Here is a 19,182-nt window from a genome sequence, read left to right on the forward strand (position 1 = left end):
CAGAACGCCGAAGACTAACATTGCCTTTGGCACTGAAAACCGGGACCGTTCATTTGCTCGATTGCCTGCCAGGCTGTCATGCCAAGACGCTCGGCGCCGACAAGGGTTATGACATGCGCAACTTTGTACGGGACTGTCGTGCGGGCAAGGTGATGCCGTATGTCGCGCGCAACGACGCACACCAAGGCGGCAGCGCGAACAACGAGTGCACTACCCGGCACGTCGGCTACGGCAAGCCTTTGCCCATACGAGGAGCGAGCTTGGTGAGGCGGTTGGCGGGCGTCTTTTCGCCGGTGGCGGCAAGCGCGGCGGGCTACGGGTAGCGCTTAAGTAGATCGAGCACCACCGGATGGTCAAGGCGTGGTCCGAGAACGCGTTCGGGCGCCGGATGGATTTGGTTAAGCAGGCCACGAATGCGGTTGCTGGGTTGAGTGACCTGAGCGGCGAGATCGCCATCGAAGCCGCGGAGCATGGTGACCTCCGCGAGTAGCTCATCGGCCAGTCGAAGCGAGCGCAGGGTATGCGGCATCGGGCGCGCGGCTTCGGCGATGATTGCAGCGTCGCGGGCATCGGTCTTGACTTCGCCGGCGTGCAAGTCAGCAATGCGGTGCATGGCCAGTCCGGGCAAATAGGTGACGAGTACGCGGTCAGCGAGGGAGACGGCTAAAGGAGGCGCGCCGAGGGTGGACGGTTGATCAACGACGAACAGCAGTCGACCTTGAATTTTGAGTTCGGCAATGAGAGTTTGCTGCTTGGCCTCGTCGTTGGGTAGCGCCTTGTTGCAAAGTCGCTTCCCGTTTGGATCGAGCGCGACGGCGTGATGCTGGCCTTTACCGACATCGGCCCCGACGAAGACATCGACGGCGCCATGTTGTTGAGTTCTTGCATCGACGTATGAGCAGAGTGAACGGATTGGCCTGCGACAATGGTGGCACGTCTCGGCATCCACGTTACGGACGGCGTCAGGATATCCCGGCCAAACCCTTATTAGCGATCATCAGCCACGCACCGGACTCGGTGAAAACACCCCGAGATCATGACTGCGACTGTAGCGAAAATCATGCCGGCCTGGCCGGTCAAAGCTCCGATTATCGGGGCATGAAGTTAGTAACGGGGCGCCTGAGGTGATAGCGTCCGTAGCCGAAGCGACGGGAGGCCCGACTCCTTCACGCGGTGATACGAATCCGGCGATGCGGTCCTGTCTTCGATGTCGGCAATGCGATCAAGCGCCCTTATCTCTAGCGCGAAGCCCTCATGAGATGCCGGGAATGGCAGGCGCTGGTTGGGCTTCGGCCTCGTCGTTTCGCGTTACCTCGAGACAATAGCCGAGCTGATAGATGGCACGCAGCCTGACTCCATATTGTGGACCAATTTCGAGCTTGCGGCGCAGGCGGTGAACGTGCGTGTCGAGACTGCGCGAATCGCTCGTCGCCTCACGACCCCAGATGAGCCGGACCAGATGCTCACGCGGAACCGCGCGGTCGGCATTGCGGAACAGTAGCGAGGCCAGATCGAATTCACGAGGTGTCAGGGTCAGTTCCTGTCCCCCTCGCGTGATTGTGCGCTGACGTATGTCGACCACATACGCGCCTATCTCGATGCGGGTCGTATTAAACGACTCACTCGGGTAAGCGCGCCGCAGCAACGCCTTGATGCGCGCGGCCAGTTCGAGACTTTTGGCCGGCTTGATCATATAGTCGTCGGCCCCCGCGTCGAGTGCTTGCGCAATCACGTTTTCGCCGGAGCGGCAAGTCAGGAAGAGCACCGGCAATTGCGGGCCGATATGGGCGCGCAGCCACCCAAGCACTTCGAGTCCCGACATATCTGGAACCTGCCAGTCGATGACGGCTAGGTCCACATGAGACGTTTGCAGATGACGGATCGCCTGGCGACCGGCCGACGCGAGCTGTACATCGTGGCCTTCGCTTTCGACCGATGCTCTTATCAGCTCCGCATGCGCGGGATCGTCTTCCAAGCAAAGAATTTTCATGGGGTGCCTCCTATCGGAAATTCATGTTTATGTCATGGCGAGTGGGGTCGCGGCTGTCCCCCCAACCAAGGCTGCAGCGGCCCGGAGCGCGCTGCCGGGTCGCGATCAAAGCGGTTGCAATCATGGTGCCGGTGGGGGACCGGTTTCTGCTTCTGGCCACGTTGGGCATAACTCTCTGCGCCGACGCTAATTAACTTAGGCTGTTCTATCTCATCTTTGGCTGACGGCTGAGAGTGGAAATACTCAGCTTGCAATGTGCACGCCGTTGCCTGGCCATTGCCAAGTACGCGGCGTACCCGAGTGGCCTTACTATGTTCAAGGATTGACGGTATGCCGAATGGAATGCCGCTGATCGCACAAGTCGGCAAATACCCTGATTGGATCGCCCCTCTGTCGGGGCGGGCATGGTGGGCGGCGCGCTATTGTGCGTGAGCCGGGGGCTCCGGTACACTACCTTGGGAATTTCGCACCATCATGTCGAAGAGCTTGATCTTCATGGACTGTTCGGCGCGTCCCGAATAGAGACTTCTGGAGTGTCGGGTGAACGAGCGCCCCCCTACTATTTATATCGTCGACGACGACGAATGGATCCTCTGGTTGTATCAGCGGTTGCTGTGGGATGTCCGTGCCGTGTTCAAGGTCTTCCGTTCGGCACGCGAATTTCTCGACACCTATGTGCCGGGATTTCAGGAGTGTCTGATCTGCGATTTACAGATGCCGGAACTTGGCGGGCTTGATCTGCAGCGCGAGTTGATTGCCACTCAGGCCCGTCTGCCGATCATTTTCGTGTCGGCTTACTCGAGAGTGCCAAGCGTCGTCGAGGCCATCAAGGGGGGCGCGCTCGATTTTCTGGAAAAGCCCGTGGACGGTGCGCATCTGCAAGAAAAGGTCAGGAAGGCGCTAGGGCAGAGCCGCCAGTTGCATTTCGAGCACGAGCAAAGGACTGCGCGGCAGGCTCGTCTGGCGTTGCTCACGCAGAAGGAGCGACTGATTGCGGAGCAGGTGGTTGCCGGTCATTCGAGTCGGCAGATATCCGACGTGCTCGGCATCAGCGTACGCACCGTCGAAAATCATCGTGCACGGATCCTGCAGAAGCTCGGTGTCAACTCCAGCGTAGAATTGGTGCATTTGCTTTACGAGCGTCACTGAATGTTTGTCGTCAATCTAGACGCTTCATTCGGCATGCGCGCTGATCAGTTAAAGCCTTGGTCGGCGGTACCCTAGCTTCGGGAAAGGCCGAACTATCATGTCGAAGAACCCGGTCTCACTCGTTCGCCGAATCCTGAACGCAGACTTCTGGATATCTCCCGCCAAGGTCGGCGTCGCCATCCTTTGTCTCGTTGTGTTGTGCACTACCGTTCTCTATGCGGCGAAAGAGCGGGAGCGTATCCGCTCGGCTGCGTACGAAAACTCGACGCTGGAAATCATCATCGACATTCTTGGCATGCTGAAGGAGGATTCTTCGACGCGGGTGCAAACCCTCGCTTCCGAGCCAGCGCAGATCGCGATGGCGCGACGGTTGGTGATCAATCCGCAGAACCCTGCGTTGCGTGACCAATACGAGTCGACGATCACACCAATCTATCGTAGCTGGGGCTTTGTAGGCTATGCCCTGATCGATCGTAATGGTGAGATCATCGCGGCCAGTAGCCACACGCGCGTTGGACAGCACGTCGCACAGCCCATGGTGAAAGACGCGCTGATGCGCGCGGCAGCAGGTGGTGTTGCGTTTACCCGCCCGATATCCTCATTTCGGCCTTTCATAGTTCATGGAAGGATGGTGCCGGCGGGAACGCCGTATCAATTCGCGTGCGCGAGGATCGACGACGGCCAGCCTATCGGATTTCTATGTTTGAGAACCGATCCGCGTTTGCGCCTTTTCGAAATGCTCCGTGCTGGCTGGACCGGTAAAACCGGCGAGGCTTATGTCGTCGACGCGACTGGACGGTTGCTGTCCCCGAGCCGCTTCGCGGGCGAATTCGCGACACATCAGGCGTCCAGCGGTGTGTCTGGCCACGCGTTGTGGGCGCAGGTGCCGTCGCATCGGATTGGCCAAGACGTGGTTGTACCTGCCGATGGCAGCGGTCAGTCCACCGAAGTAATGGCGAGGCTGCAGCATATGAAGCAAGGTGCGACCGGTGTTATCGATAGCTATGTCGGCTATCACGGGAGAAGGGTGGTCGGCGCGGGATACTGGCAGTCTGACGTCAGCATGGGGCTCATCGTCGAGCAGGATCTGGACGAAGCCTACGACTCCTATTACCTGTTTCGCAGCGCGATCATCGGTTTGACCGCAGTTGCCATCGCACTGATCCTGTCGATCGTGGTCCTCCAGTGGCGCAGCCGGCGCGTGTCGCAAGAGAACGAGGAGAGGTGGCGCGCGTTTCGCGAGAACGTCCCGCTTCCGTTCGCGTATATGAGCGTGTCCGGTCATGTCATTTCCTCAAACGGGGCATACAGGGAATTCGTTGGCTTGAAGACTTGCTCCCCGTCGGGACGACCAATCTGGCAGGAAATATCGGACTCCAAAGTAGCGACAATCAGCAGGCGCGCACACGAACAAGTCCTGCAAACTGGGCTGCCGTATAGCGCAGTGCATTCGATAGTGGTTACAAATGGTGCATCTGGTACGTTTCGCCTTGTCAAGTTCCCGATGCATGGCACCGACGGCAAACGGATCGTCGGCGTAGGCACTGCCGTTCTAGATCTGACCGAGCAGGAGGAGACGCGGCGCGCGCTGGAATTGCTTACTGGCACGCTCGAGTCGAAGGTCGAGCAGCGAACGCGTGAGCTGTCCGAAGCTCGCGAGGCAGCGGAGGCGGCGACCCGTGCTAAGTCGCAATTTCTCGCGAACATCAGCCACGAGATTCGCACGCCGCTCAATGGGATCGTTGGCATGACCTATCTGGCCGCGCAGACCAACCGTCAGCCCAAGGTCGGTAGCTATCTCAGGCGGATCGATGTCTCGTGCCGTCACCTGCTTCAGATTGTTAGTGATCTGCTGGACTTTTCCCGGATCGAGGCGGGCAAACTTTCTATCGAAATCGGCACATTCTCGATACGTGCGATGCTGGACCGGGTGACCGCACACTTCACCGATGCTGCGGCGAGCAAGGGCCTCCTATTGACGAGCGAAGCGTCGCCGTACCTACCTGAAATGTTGATTGGCAACGTGCTGCGCATCGAACAGATCCTGATCAATTTTCTCAGCAATGCGATCAAGTTCACCAATGCGGGGCAGGTGACACTGCGTGTAAGAGAAACAAGTTCTGACGATGCGAACGTCTCACTTCGTTTCGATGTCGAGGACACCGGCATTGGCATTCCTGCACAGAATCTAGTGACATTGTTCACGCCGTTTCATCAGTTGCACGGTTCGACGACGCGACCGTTTCAGGGTGCCGGACTCGGACTCGCCATCTGCAAGAGTCTGGCCGAGTTGATGGGTGGCCGCGTGGCTGTGACGACCGAACTCGGTCGAGGCAGTACGTTTTCGCTAGACCTGACGCTCCGGGTGGCTCAATGTGTTGGGGCAGACGCGGCGACCGGAGTGCGCGCCGTTGCCGCCGACGCTACTGGGGCGCGAACTCTCACACAAGAGCGGGAATTGCTCCAGCGGCCACACGCAATGCTGCTTAAAGGCAGTCGCGTGTTGGTGGTCGAGGACAATGAGATCAATCGGGCGGTGGCGAGAGATCTGCTCGAACTAGTGGGCGCCCGAGTCTCGACTGCGGACGATGGCATGCACGTCATGCGTATGCTCGAAATCGGGGAATTCGACCTCGTGCTGCTGGATCTTCACATGCGGGGCATGGACGGATTCGAAACGGCAATCCGGATTCGACAGCACACACGCTTTGCCGGCATTCCGCTGCTTGCATTGACGGCGAGTGGCGATGAGAACTGTCGCAATCGCTGCATGCAGGTGGGCATGAACGACTATATTCCGAAACCGATCGATCCGGCGCAGCTGTACGAGGTCATCGCGCGCTGGGTATCGGCGCGTCGGATGGAGATGCCGTCCACCTTCGAGCAGGAGGCTGCTTGTCCGGCGATCTGGATCGAAATCGACGCATTGAAGGCCGTTTCCGGATTGAACGTGCAGTTGGGATTAAGCCGCCTGCTTGGCCGCGCTGATGTCTACGTGGAACTCATGCGGCGCGTTCTTGATGAACGCGCGGACGTGCCGTCGAAGCTGCGCGAGGCTATAGGGCGGGGCGACGCGCCGGCTTTGCAGGAACTGTTGCACACCACAGCTTCGATTTTGGGCACGATCGGGGCGACTGCTTTGAAAGAACGATGCAGCGCGCTGGAACAGCATTTGGAGAGAGGTGTATTGGACCGCGCTGCGCTGCTCGATTTCGCCACGGACTTGCATGCGTTAGTGGACTGCGCACGCTCGCAGCTTTCCATGGGGCGTATGCGCGGCGGCTAACCATCGTATGGCTTATTGACCCTGACCCAAGAAATAGTCCGATGCGAAAGTAGAGAATTTCGGCATGATGTGTCCAAGCGGACACGAAGGCCATGTGACCTGCTCCCCGCGTTTAGTACGGTGACGGTGTAGAGTCCGTTCCAGAGTGAACGGTCCCGGTTTTCAGTGCCAAAGGCAATGTTAGTCTTCGGCGTTCTGTTGGTCCGTCAGTTGGGCCTGCAGGCCCAACTGACGGACGTATTCGGCAGGCGGCACTTCACCGAGAGCCCTGTGAGGCCGACTCTCGTTGTATTCGACCCGCCATCGCTCAATCTGCTCCCTGGCGTCGGCCAGCGATGTGAACCAGTGCACGTTCAGGCATTCATCGCGAAGCGTGCCGTTGAACGACTCCACGAATGCGTTATCCGTTGGCTTGCCGGGCCGGCTGAAGGCAATCTCGACCTTGTGATGGTAAGCCCACAGGTCCATCACCTGACTCGTAAATTCCGAGCCGTTGTCACAAAACAGCGTGCGGGGCGCTCCGCGTTTGCTCCTCAATTCATCCAGTGCACGCACGACATCTGAAGCGCTCAGTCGCTGGCCAACATCGATGGCTAGTGCTTCGCGCGTAAAGACGTCGATGATGGTCAGCGCGCGGAACCTCTGGCCGTTCGAAAGCTGGTCGGCGACGAAGTCCAAACTCCACGCCTGATTTGCCGCCGTCGACTTTGCACGTGCCGGGCGGCTCATCTGTGCACGTCGCTTGCGATTTGGTCTGTAGCGCAGCGACAGCCCTTCCTCACGATACAAACGGTACAGCCGATTCTTGCTGACCTGATAGCCCTCCCGTAGCAGCAGCACGCGTATCTTGCGGTAACCATAGCGCACCCGCGTCGCCGCGATTTCACACATGCGCTGCCGCAATGCAGTCTGCGGGTCGCGGTGGCTGCGATACTGGTACACCGAGCGCGATATGGCCACCAGGCGGCAGGCACGCCGCTCTGCTACTCCATAGGCGGACTTTAGATAATCCACGACATGGCGCCTCGGCGATGAATTCACCACTTTTTTTTCAATACGTCGGTCAGCATCGCCTTGTCCAACGTCAGCTCCGCGACCACCTTCTTCAGTTGGACGTTCTCGTCTTGAAGCTGCTTGAGCTGCCGCACCTGGTCCGTCTGCAAACCGGCATATACCTTCTTCCAGCGATAGAAGGTTTGCTCCGAAATGCCCACGTGACGAATCAGTTCCGCTACCGGCATGCCTGCTTCGGCCTGTTTCAACACCGCCACAATCTGCTCCACACTGAAGCGCTTGCGTTTCATCGTACGGCTCCTTTCATACTGAAAAAGTCCGCCGAAAACTCGCTTACATCATGGCACTGTTTGCTGGGGGCCGCTCAAAAAACTGCTGCTTCGCGTCGTGCGCCCGGGCGAACTGCGCAGGCGTCAGATAGCCGAGCGAACTATGAGGCCGCTCGGTGTTGTACTCGATACGCCATTCCTCAATCAGCCGCTTGGCGTGGCGCATTGAGACGAACCAGTGCTCGTTTAGGCATTCGTCGCGGAAGCGACCGTTGAAGCTCTCGATATAGGCATTCTCCACCGGCTTGCCAGGCCTGATGAACGACAGCGTGACACCGGCTTCGTAGGCCCATGCATCCAGCACCTTACCAGCGAACTCCGGCCCGTTGTCGACCGTGATGGATGCGGGTAAGCCTCGCATCTCCTTGAGCCGCTCGAGCACTTGCTGAACGCGTAGGCCCGGCAATGAAGTATCGACCTCGATGGCCAAGCACTCGCGCGTGTAGTCGTCGACCACGTTCAGGCATCGAAACCGCCGACCATAGGCCAGCCCGTCAGAAACGAAGTCCATCGACCAGCTCTGATTCGGGCCTGTTGGTAACGGTAGCGGCGTGCGCTCGACAGCCGCAATACGCTTGCGTCGCCGCTTGCGCACGCTCAGTCCCGAGGCGCCAACCGAGCCATTGTTGCAATCGCGAACAAGATGGCCCGTGTGCTCTGCTCGATGCTCGCAACCGGCCAGTCGTATCAGAAAGCAGTGTAGCAATGTCACCAACGATGCGTTGACGAACTGACGAATGGCACTCCGGTCGATCCGGCGAGCAGGGAACCTGATTTTTATGACGGCCCCTGCGGTCTTCCAGTTGTTGAGGCCTGCACGCGCGGAAATCCAGTTAGGCGCTGGGCTCTGCCCTGACGCCGGATATATATACGCAATCGACTTCCGTGTCCGTCAACTTCCGTTTGCTGTCGGGAGCAGTCCATATATATAGAACGTCGCCTCGCTTATTCCGAGCTTGCGGCAGATCTCTTCGACCTTCGTACCCAGCTCGGCTTGCTTCAGTGCAAATGCGATCTGCTCTTCCATAAACTTGCTCGTCTTCATGGCATGGCCTTCGTGTCTGCTTGGACACATCATGCAGAATTTCTCTACTTTTGCACCGGACTATTTCTTGGGTCAGGGTCATATGAAGGTCTGGAATCTGTGCACGCGGCTGATCCGATCGGCATCATTGCGCAAGATCTGATGCAAGCCGCGAAGTTCGATGCTGTCACGCTTCCAGTCCCCGGGATTCCCTGGACGCTCACTAGCAATACTGTTCCCACGCCTTGATGGCGTTCGAGTTCCACCCATCACTGAAACGGTGACATTCGTTTGCAATGTCTTCTGCTGGTTCGCGTAAATTGACCCCAATTGATGTTGGTTCCGGCAAAGTCATGGTTCTAACACGGGGTAACCATTGAACCAGTTTCGCTAACGGACCGCTCCGCGACGCAACGGATGACGGCCGTGCGCTTACCATGGGCTGCGTTTGCTTGCCGGGAGGCCAAGTCGCACCGCAACTTGTCTTCCACGTCACGTGGTGTTTTCCGAATCGGCCGCCATAAATATGAAAAGCAACATTTCCGTATGCCGTTTGCCGGCCGTCAAGCCATTAATGGCGCTGCTCGCTCAACTGGGCCTTTGCGGCACTCCCCTAATGCTTGGAACGGGTGCAGCGCACGCCGTTGGCCCCGGCACGGTGACGCCCCCCCTTATCGTCAGCTCAGGCACCACCACGATTGTCGGTGGCACAACCATATCGAACGGTGCCCCTGACGTTAAAGTCACTGGTGGCATGGTGGTGATCGATCCGACGGCAGGACCCAGCCCCGGTGCGATCAGTATCAGCGCATTGGGGAACTCGACCTATACCAGTGCGCCTATCTATGTGCAAGGCACATCCGGCGTGGCTACACTCGTTATCGACGCAGGTGCCTCAAGCAGCTCCGGCGTCTCGATCAAGACGACGGGAAGTGGCCCGAGCTCCGCGGTGGTTTATCTTGGTTCAAACGCGACCGCGCAGGTGACGGGCGCCAAAATAAGCGCGACGGGAATAGAAGCCCAAGGGGTTTATCTTGGTACGGGCGCGACTGCACAATTCACCAATACATCGATCTCCACGTCCGGAGCGGGGTTGAATGCCACGACAGGAAGTGCCGCAGCGCTGGAGCTCGTTGGCGCGGGTGCGAGCGCCACCGTGAGCCAGGGAACCATTATCACAACCGGTGGGAGCGTAGCCGCCAACCAACCAGGTATATTGATCAGCGGTCAAGGCGCTAGCGCCACGGTCAACCAGGGGACCAGCATTACCACTGCGGGCTTGGGTATATCGGTTACAGGGACGAACGCAGGCGTCACATTTGATCAGAGCACGATTACTACTACGGGCCCCAGTGCGGCGGGTATCTCGGTCAAAGGCTCCGGGACCAGTGCAACCATTGGCGATGCGACTAGCAATGGGACGAGCATTACCTCGACGGGCGCTGGCGTTACAGTCAGTAACGGCGCAACCACGCAGTTGACACAGACTACGATCGATGCGGGTGGGGCGGGTGTGTCGGCCACGGGCGCCGGGACGAACGTAACTGTCGCGCAAGGATCCATCGCGGCAATCGGTAATGGTGTCACACTCGGTACGGGCGCCATCGGAACCATAACCGGGACGTTCATCACGACGACAGGAAGCGTCGCGGCTATCGCGACTAGCGGCACAGGGACGAGTGTCATCGTCGATCAGGGGACTGTCAGCACGTCTGGCACAGCTGGCAATGTCGTGAACATCGGCAGCGGTACCACGGGAAATTTGACTGACACATCTATCACGACAACCGGCAGTAGTACGGACGGCATGAGCGTCACCGGTGGCAAGGCAACACTGCAGAACACGACGGTTTCCGCGAGCGCATCAGGCATCGTCGCGTCGTCGGCTGCGAATATTGGAGTTACTGGTGGCTCGATCACCGCAAGCGGTGCGGGAGCATCCGGCATCAGCGACACAAGTGGCACCGTCAGCGTGAACGGCACGTCGATTACGACCACCGGCAGCAATGCGAACGGTTTGACACTGGCAGGCGACAATGCAACGCTACAGAACGTGACGGTTACCTCGACCGGTTTCGGGGTGAGCGGCGTGTCGAATGCGACGATCGGTATCACTGGCGGCATGATCAGTACGAGCGGCACCAGCGCAGTGGGGATCAGCGCCGCGGGTGGCACGCTCAGCGTCAGCAATACCTCGATACAGACAACCGGTGGCTCGCTCAATAATTTCGGCGCCTACGGGGTGCAATTAATGGGCGGCGTTGCTGCGACGCTTGATCAGCTCAAGATCGTGACAACGGGCCAGACGGGCGACGATATCGCGTCCTTCGATTCCGGGACGAAGTTCACCGCGACCAACGTCAACCTGAGTTCGGCGCTCGACAAGGGCGTGCACATTTTCAGCGGCTCGAGCGGTACAGTCAGCGGTGGCACGATTGCAACATTCGGGACCAACGGTGTGGGTGCGGATGTAACTGGTGCCGGTTCGTCCGGCAGCTTCAGCAATCTGACAATCACGACGCAGGGATCCTTGGCGAGCGGTGTCCGGGCCGATTCGGGCGGTGCGCTGACGGCCAGCACGCTGTGGATCAACACATCCGGCAACAATGCCGCCGGTGTGCGCGCGACCGGTGTCGGTTCAAGTGCCGCCGGCACGGGCCTGACCGTCACCACGAATGGCACGAACGCGCCCGGTGCGCAAGTCGACAACGGTGCGATGCTCACCATGAGCAACGGCGCGCTGACGACCTCCGGCATGGGCAGCTACGGCCTCGCCGCGTCCGCGGGGGCGAATGCCGCCATGGTGTCCAATGTGAACATTGCCACGTCCGGGAGCAACGCCGCAGGCGTATTCGCGACCGATGCCAGTTCGAGCATCACCGCCACAGGCCTAAGCGTGGCCACGAGCGGCACGGGTGCCGCCGGCGCGCAGGTTAATGACGGTGCCGCGCTGAGCCTTGCCAATAGCGCGCTTACGGTCTCGGCCGGCAACGGCCTCGTGGTGTCCGCCACCAGCGTCCCGACCGCGGTGAACACTGTCACGCTTTCGAATGTGACGCTGGCGAGCCCGCAGGGCGCGTCGATCGCTGTGACCGGCGGCGTCAACAACATCGCGTTCAATAATTCGACCGCGACCGCCAACAACGGTCAATGGCTCAACGTCAGCAGCCTGAATGCGAGCAATCCGACCACGCTGAATCTGACGGTGGACCCGTCGACGGTGCAGGGGGCGGCCGTCACCGATGCGGCCAGCACCAGCAACGTGATCTTCCAGACGGGCACGCTTTGGACGCTGACCGGCAATTCGAATCTTACAAGCCTGACGAACAATAGCGCGCAGATCATCTTCAGCGCCCCGTCCGGAATGCCCGGCGCGGTATCGACGTTCAAGACGCTGAGCGTGAACAATTACGCGGGCAGCGGTGGTACCATCGGCCTGAACAGCTATCTGGGCGGCGATGGCGCACCCTCGGACATGCTGGTCGTCAACGGCGGCACAGCGACGGGTTCAACAGCGCTGCGCATCACCAACGCGGGCGGCCCCGGTGCCTCGACGCCGGGTAACGGTATCGAGGTGATCGGCGCCGTCAACGGCGGCACGACCACGCCGGCTGCATTCGTTCTGGCCGGCCGCGTCGTCGCGGGGCCTTACGAGTACCAACTATTCCGCGGCAGCGTCGATGCGAGCGGCTCGCAGGACTGGTATCTGCGCTCCGAGCGGGTTGATCCGACCTCGCCGCCGCAGCCCCCGGCGTCCACACAGCCTCCTTCGGGATCTGGGTTAGTCGCGTCACCGCCATCGGCGCCGCTATATCGCCCCGAGGTGGCGTCCTATCTTGCCAACCAGTACGCGGCCGTCAGCATGTTCGTCCACACCCTAGATGACCGTCAGGGCCCGAGCCTGTGGCTCGACAATGCGGACACCGGCGATCAAGACGGTCAGCGACGCTCGAGCTGGCTGCGTATCGTCGGCAGCACGATGGACACTGTGAGCGGCGACCGCAATTTCACGTCCGACGCCGACACCGTGCTGATCCAGGGCGGCACCGATGTCACTAGCATGAAGCTTGGCGGCGCGCATGGCAGGCTGCATGTGGGCGCGATGTTCGGCTATGGCGACGGGCACAGCAACGATACCGCCAGCGGCAATCCAGCCGGCTCGCAAGGACACACCGCCGGCCTGAACTTGGGCGTCTACGGCACCTGGTACCAGAACGACGTGAACCGGCTGGGCGCCTACGTCGACGTGTGGAGCAGTTATGGATGGTTCAGGAATACTGTAGATGGCAATAGGCTGCCTGAGGTCGGCTACAAGTCTCACGTGCTGACCGTGTCGGGCGAAACCGGCTATGCGGTGAAGATCCGCCCGGACAGTCACTGGGTCGTCGAACCTCAGGTGCAACTGATCTACGTCCACTACGGGCAGGACGCGGTCAACGAGCCCAATGGCACGCAGGTCAGCAACGAAGGTAGTCCTAATGGCTGGATGTCGCGGCTGGGCCTTCGCACGTCGTATTCATGGCAGGGGGAGCACGGTGCGCGCTGCGAGCCGTATCTGACGCTGAACTGGTGGCACGATAGCGTGGACAATGCGCTGGCGTTCAACCAGACCGTTATGCAAGGCCTATTGCCAAAGAACCGCGTCGAAGTCAAGGCGGGGCTCGATGCGGACGTCAGCCAACGTTGGAAGGTCTGGGGTAACGTTGCCTATCAGTGGGGTCGCCAAAGCTTCGAAGGCACGACCGTGCGGGTCGGCGCGAAGTATATTTGGTAGTGCGCATCCTTACGTGAGGGCCCGCTCGTCGAACTGGGCCGGTGCCGGCTGCGTTGAAGCATTGTAGCCCGCCTGCGAAAAGCAAAGATCGAAGCAACGCATGGCGTGAATATAAGCTGGCGAGGGCCGCTTTCGGGCTGGTTGCGGGAGTGTCTTGGTCGGAATCGCCATCCAGCCATGGCGACTCACCATGGCGGTATCCCTTGTTACATCAACAGGACCGGTTTTTCCAAGTCTGAGTAGACAATCGGAATGCGGTACGTGCCTGCGCGTCGGATGACCACTTATCGCTAGCCCGTCGACGCGTCGTCGGGGGCGACCAGCGTCAGTCCCGACGCCGGCAACGGCAGCGCTGTTTTGTAGCGCACCTGCTTGAGCGCGAAGCTCGAACGGATGTTCGAGATACCGGGAATCTTGGTCAGATGATCGAGGATGAAGCGCTCCAGCGTGTGCATGTCCGGCATGACGACCCGCAGCAGGTAGTCCGCATCGCCCGTCATCAGATAACACTCCATCACCTCCGGACGCTCCGAAATCGCCTGCTCGAAGCGTTGCAGCGCGTCTTCGATCTGCTTTTCCAGACTGATCTGAATGAACACGTTGATGTGCAGGCCCAGCAGTTCCGGGTTCAGCAGCGTGACCTGCTGCTTGAACAGCCCCAGCTTTTCGAGAGCGCGTACGCGGTTGAAGCACGGTGTCGGGGACAGGTTGACGGAACGCGCCAGTTCCGAGTTGGTGATGCGGGCGTTCTGCTGCAACTGGCTGAGGATGCCGATGTCGATGCGGTCGAGTCGGCGGGGTAGCGTCGTCATGGATGAAATATTCCGTGGAAGAGCGGATTTCCAGAATAAATACACTACTGCATCTCGAAAAGACAAGCAAATGAGAGGCTCATTTTGTGGGTGGATGGCTAACATGTATTGCATCTCTCACGACCCGAACGGCTCCCCCAAGGCGTTGAATCATGACGAATTTATACAGTGGTGGCGAACAGATGCAGTCACTGGGACGAACCATCGAGCACGACGATGGCGACCCCGAAGAAACGCATGAATGGATCGAAGCCTTTGATGGTGTCATGGCGCATGTCGGCAAGGAGCGTGCGCAGTATCTGTTCGATCGGCTTGCGGCGCATGTGCTGTCGGTGGGCCTGGAGTCGTCCCGCGCGCCCATCACGCCTTACGTCAATACGATTCCGCTCGACGAGCAGCCGCGTTACCCCGGCAATCTCGCCCATGAAGAGCGGCTCTCCGCCGCACTGCGCTGGAACGCGCTGGCGATGGTAGTGCGCGCGAACAGGGCCTATGGCGAACTCGGCGGCCATATTGCGAGCTATGCATCGGCGGCGGATCTATTTGAAGTAGGCTTCAATCATTTCTTTCGGGCGGTGGCACCCGGGGCCGGTGAGGGGACGGGAGGCGACCTCGTGTATTTCCAGCCCCACTCGTCGCCGGGCGTGTATGCACGGGCTTACCTCGAAGGGTTCCTGAGCGAGGAGAACCTGGAGCACTACCGCCGCGAGATCGGCGGCCCGGGCTTGTGCTCGTATCCGCATCCGTGGCTGATGCCGGATTTCTGGCAGTTCCCGACCGGCTCGATGGGCATCGGCCCGATCAATTCGATCTACCAGGCGCGCTTCATGCGCTACCTGCAGAACCGTGGACTCAAGCGCACCGAAGGCCGCAAGGTGTGGGGCTTTTTCGGCGACGGCGAGATGGACGAACCGGAGTCGACCGGGGCACTCTCGCTGGCCGCACGCGAGGGGCTCGACAACCTGGTGTTCGTCATCAACTGCAATCTGCAGCGGCTCGACGGCCCCGTGCGCAGCAACGGTCGCATCATCGACGAACTCGAATCGCACTTCGCCGGTGCCGGCTGGAACGTGATCAAGGTTATCTGGGGCTCCGACTGGGATGCGCTGTTCGAGCGCGATCGCACGGGTGCGTTACTGCGCGCGTTTGCGCATACGGTCGACGGTCAGTTCCAGACCTTCTCGGCCAATGACGGCGCCTATAACCGCGAACGTTTCTTCGGCCAGAATCCGGAGCTTGCGGCACTCGCCGCACAACTCTCCGACGATGACATCGACCGCCTGCGCCGCGGCGGCCACGACGTACGCAAGCTGCATGCGGCATACGCGAAGGCGCTCGCGCATCGCGGCCAGCCGACGGTGATTCTCGCGAAGACGATGAAGGGCTTCGGCATGGGTGCGGCGGGGCAGGGCAGGATGACCACGCACCAGCAAAAGAAGCTCGACTTCGACGACCTGAAGGCGTTTCGCGACCGCTTCCGTCTGCCGCTCTCGGATGACGATGTCGAGCAGCTCCGGTTTTACAAGCCGGCAGCGGACAGCCCGGAAATGCAGTACCTGCATGCTCGCCGGGCGGCACTCGGGGGCTATCTGCCCAGAAGGCGGAAAGTCGCATCGAAGGGGCTTAACGTTCCTTCGATGCAAACTTGGGCGCAGTTCGCGCTGGAGGCGGGTGGCCGCGAGATGTCCACGACGATGGCGCTGGTGCGCATGCTGACCGCACTGCTGAAGGATGGCGAGATCGGCCCGCGCGTGGTGCCGATCGTCGCCGACGAGGCGCGCACCTTTGGCATGGCCAACATGTTCCGTCAGGTCGGCATCTATTCGCCACTCGGGCAGTTGTACGAACCCGAGGACTCTGGTTCGATGCTCTATTATCGTGAGGACACCAAGGGGCAGATCCTCGAAGAGGGCATCTCGGAAGCGGGCGCCGTGTCGTCGTGGGTAGCGGCGGCAACCTCGTACAGCGTGCACGACCTGCCATTGCTGCCGTTCTATATCTACTACTCGATGTTCGGGTTCCAGCGCATCGGCGACCTGATCTGGGCGGCCGCCGATCAGCGCGCGCGTGGCTTCCTGATCGGTGCCACTTCCGGCAAGACGACACTGGGCGGCGAAGGGCTTCAGCATCAGGATGGCACGAGCCACCTGGCCGCTTCGGCGATTCCCAATTGCCGGGCATTTGACCCAGCCTTCGCGTATGAAATCGCCGCGATTGTAGACGAGGGCATGCGCGAGATGGTCGAGCATCAGCGCGATGTGTTTTATTATGTGACGGTTATGAACGAAAACTACGCACAGCCGTCGGCGCCGAGAGGCGATCCTCAGACGTTGCGGGAGGGCATTCTCAAAGGTATCCATCCGTTGCCGGTTGAATCGGACGAAGCCCCCCGTATGCAGTTGCTCGGCTCCGGCGCGATCCTGGGCGAGGTGATCGCCGCGCAGCGGATGCTCAGGGACGACTGGGGCATGACGGCCGCCGTATGGAGTGTTACGAGCTTCATCGAGTTGCAGCGGGACGGTATGGCAGCCGAGCGTGCCTTGCGTTTAGGCGAAGCGTCACGGGTGCCTTATCTCACCTCGGTGCTCGGTGCATCGGCGGGGCCTGTGATTGCCGCGACGGATTACGTACGCGCGGTGCCGGAACTGATCCGGGCCTATGTGCCGCGCCGCTACGTCACGCTCGGCACCGACGGCTTTGGGAGAAGCGATACACGTCAGGCGTTACGCGAATTCTTCGAGGTGGACCGTGCGTCGATTGTGATTGCAGCATTGAAGGCGCTTGCGGACGACGGTGAGATCGAGTGGGCTCTCGTGGGCAGGGCGCTTCAACTGTATGGCAAAGACGCGAGCGATGGGGCTTCGTGGGAACGGTAAGTTCTTTTCCTCTGGCCTATCCAAACACGCGCGTGGCCCAAGATCGATTCCGGTTGTTGCACGCCGCGTATTCGGGCCGTGTGACCCGCTGGAGTACAAAAAAGATTCGTTGGCGTTTCCCAAAATACATTGGAACATGTCACCGAAGGATGAGCGATGTGCCGGTATGGCGAAGTGCGCCAATCGCACTTTCGTTGCGCTGGCAAAAGAGGTTTATCTCTCGCGCACGCGATCTGTGGTACAGGGCCTAATGGCCGCAGATTTGTGCGCAACGCCCTGGCGAATAGGAAACGAAGGTGGAAAGTTCGCTCACGATGAATCCGCTTTTGTTTGCGCCTGAATCGATGAATACAACCGCTTGTTCAGCGGTGTCCCCAGGACTGCCCCAATAGCGCTGGTGCATGTCATTTGCTTTCGCCTTCGCGCTACTGCGTTTGTGCTAATTTCGTCATGCTGAAAAGGGATCGCCGTCAAGCCTTGGAGAATATGGACAGTGATAGTTATTTCCATCACCGCTAATCCGGCATGATGCATTCAAGTACGGATCGGCACTGTGAGCCGTAACGTTATCCGCTCGAGCGGCGCGTGCCGTTGGACAGCGCATGACGTGAAACCCTGATGTCGGGCGCTGCAATCAAATCTTGAAGGAGACAACCGTTGACCACCTTCCTCTTCCGTAACGGCGCGCTTCTGGACCCTACCCGTCCCGAGCTGCTAGAAGGTTTCGAAGTCCTGATCGAAGACGGCTACGTCCGCGAAGTCTCCGATAAGCCGATAGTAAGCCGCAGCGCGTGCGTCATTGACGTCAAAGGCAAAACGATTATGCCGGGCCTGATTGATCTGCATGTGCATGTCGTCGCAAGCGACTTCAATCTACCGCGCGTCGCGACGCTACCTAACGTACTCGTTACGCTGCGCACAGTGCCGATTATGCGCGCGATGCTGCGTCGAGGCTTCACCACCGTGCGCGACGCGGGCGGGGCAGGGTATGCATTCAAGCAGGCGATCGAGTCAGGGCTAATCGAAGGTCCACGTCTCTTCGTATCCGGCCGCGCGTTAAGCCAGACGGGCGGCCATGCCGATCCACGCGCCCGCTCCGACTACTTGCCGTCCGATTCACCCTGCGGATGTTGCGTGCGCGTCGGCGCGCTCGGCCGCGTGGCCGACGGCGTCGATGAAGTACGCCGGGCCGTGCGCGAGGAACTTCAGATGGGCGCGGACCAGATCAAGATAATGGCTTCGGGCGGGGTTGCTTCGCCGACCGATCCGGTCAGCGCATTCGGTTACTCTGAAGATGAAATCCGCGCCATCGTAGCCGAAGCGCATGGACGCGGCACTTATGTGCTGGCGCATGCCTATACGGCAGCGGCAATTGCGCGCGCGGTGCGCTGTGGCGTGCGCACGATCGAACATGGCAATCTGATCGACGAGGAGACCGCACGTCTTGTTGCCGAGCACGGCGCGTATGTAGTGCCGACCCTTGTCACTTATGATGCCCTTGCGGGCGAAGGCGAGAAATATGGACTGCCACCGGAAAGCATTGTGAAGGTTGGGGACGTGCGTGGCGCCGGCCTGCATTCGATTGAAATGATGAAGCGCGCCGGGGTCAAGATAGGTTTTGGCACGGACTTGCTCGGCGAGGCGCAGCGTCTGCAAAGTGATGAATTTCGGATCCGAGCCGACGTTCTTTCGCCATCCGAGGTCATCGCGAGTGCGACCCTCGTTGGAGCAGAGGTGCTAGGGATGCAGGACAAGCTCGGCAGAATCGTGCCGGGCGCCCATGCCGATGTGCTGGTCGTCGACGGCAATCCGCTGAAATCCGTCGACTGCCTGTTAGGTCAGGGCGAGAATATTCCGCTGGTGATGAAAGATGGCCGCCTCTTCGTAAATGAGCTCAAAAGCGTCTAACCGCATGACACTGTATCCGC

8 protein-coding genes and 4 pseudogenes are annotated in these 19,182 nt (G+C 59.9%); 6 read left to right on the top strand and 6 right to left on the bottom strand.

Annotated elements, in window-relative coordinates:
* Positions 1-50 precede the first annotated feature (50 nt).
* Positions 51-251, top strand: a pseudogene (locus tag WS87_RS00705) (IS5/IS1182 family transposase); the annotation flags it as partial.
* On the opposite strand, the pseudogene WS87_RS00710 reads toward WS87_RS00705, so the two are convergent.
* Positions 233-945, bottom strand: a pseudogene (locus WS87_RS00710) (IS110 family transposase); the annotation flags it as partial. The pseudogenes WS87_RS00705 and WS87_RS00710 sit on opposite strands and share 19 nt — an antisense overlap.
* A 307-nt stretch (positions 946-1,252) precedes the next feature.
* Positions 1,253-1,990 carry a response regulator transcription factor gene (locus WS87_RS00715; RefSeq protein ID WP_107938046.1) on the bottom strand — a complete coding sequence of 246 codons (738 nt, stop codon included), beginning with the start codon at positions 1,988-1,990 and terminating at the stop codon, positions 1,253-1,255.
* Between the two features lie 540 nt (positions 1,991-2,530).
* Between WS87_RS00715 and WS87_RS00720 the strand changes: the two genes are divergently transcribed.
* Both WS87_RS00720 and WS87_RS00725 read left to right on the top strand, forming a co-directional pair.
* Complete coding sequence (locus WS87_RS00720) at positions 2,531-3,139, top strand: response regulator transcription factor (RefSeq protein ID WP_107938047.1); 609 nt, start codon at positions 2,531-2,533, stop codon at positions 3,137-3,139.
* A 97-nt stretch (positions 3,140-3,236) separates the two neighbouring features.
* Positions 3,237-6,425, top strand: coding sequence for an ATP-binding protein (locus WS87_RS00725; protein WP_107938048.1), 3,189 nt, complete (start codon positions 3,237-3,239; stop codon positions 6,423-6,425).
* A 180-nt stretch (positions 6,426-6,605) separates the two neighbouring features.
* On the opposite strand, the gene WS87_RS00730 is transcribed toward WS87_RS00725, so the two are convergent.
* The 3 genes and pseudogenes from WS87_RS00730 to WS87_RS00740 all read right to left on the bottom strand — a co-directional run.
* A protein-coding gene (locus WS87_RS00730; RefSeq protein ID WP_107938004.1) for an IS3-like element ISBvi7 family transposase occupies positions 6,606-7,729 on the bottom strand; the annotation gives its coding sequence in 2 pieces (ribosomal slippage) (positions 6,606-7,468 and positions 7,468-7,729; 1,125 coding nt in all).
* 43 nt (positions 7,730-7,772) lie between these two features.
* A pseudogene (locus WS87_RS00735) lies at positions 7,773-8,375 on the bottom strand (IS3 family transposase); the annotation flags it as partial.
* 321 nt (positions 8,376-8,696) lie between these two features.
* A pseudogene (locus tag WS87_RS00740) lies at positions 8,697-8,813 on the bottom strand (transposase); the annotation flags it as partial.
* Positions 8,814-9,288: 475 nt separating this feature from the next.
* Here WS87_RS00740 and WS87_RS00745 point away from each other — a divergent pair.
* Positions 9,289-13,566 carry an autotransporter outer membrane beta-barrel domain-containing protein gene (locus WS87_RS00745; protein WP_159085620.1) on the top strand — a complete coding sequence of 1,426 codons (4,278 nt, stop codon included), beginning with the start codon at positions 9,289-9,291 and terminating at the stop codon, positions 13,564-13,566.
* Between the two features lie 290 nt (positions 13,567-13,856).
* Here WS87_RS00745 and WS87_RS00750 read toward each other — a convergent pair whose 3' ends face one another.
* The gene (locus WS87_RS00750; RefSeq protein ID WP_107938051.1) at positions 13,857-14,378 is read right to left on the bottom strand and encodes an Lrp/AsnC family transcriptional regulator; all 522 of its coding nucleotides are present in this window, start codon (positions 14,376-14,378) and stop codon (positions 13,857-13,859) included.
* Between the two features lie 152 nt (positions 14,379-14,530).
* Here WS87_RS00750 and mdeB point away from each other — a divergent pair, with 152 nt between their 5' ends.
* Positions 14,531-17,254 carry an alpha-ketoglutarate dehydrogenase gene (gene mdeB / locus WS87_RS00755; protein WP_107938052.1) on the top strand — a complete coding sequence of 908 codons (2,724 nt, stop codon included), beginning with the start codon at positions 14,531-14,533 and terminating at the stop codon, positions 17,252-17,254.
* Between the two features lie 657 nt (positions 17,255-17,911).
* On the top strand, positions 17,912-19,162 hold the full coding sequence (locus WS87_RS00760) for a metal-dependent hydrolase family protein (protein ID WP_107938053.1): 1,251 nt from the start codon (positions 17,912-17,914) through the stop codon (positions 19,160-19,162).
* The last annotated feature ends 20 nt before the right edge of the window (positions 19,163-19,182 follow it).

The sequence above is a fragment of the Burkholderia sp. MSMB0856 genome, assembly GCF_001524645.2.
GTDB classification, from domain to species: domain Bacteria; phylum Pseudomonadota; class Gammaproteobacteria; order Burkholderiales; family Burkholderiaceae; genus Burkholderia; species Burkholderia diffusa.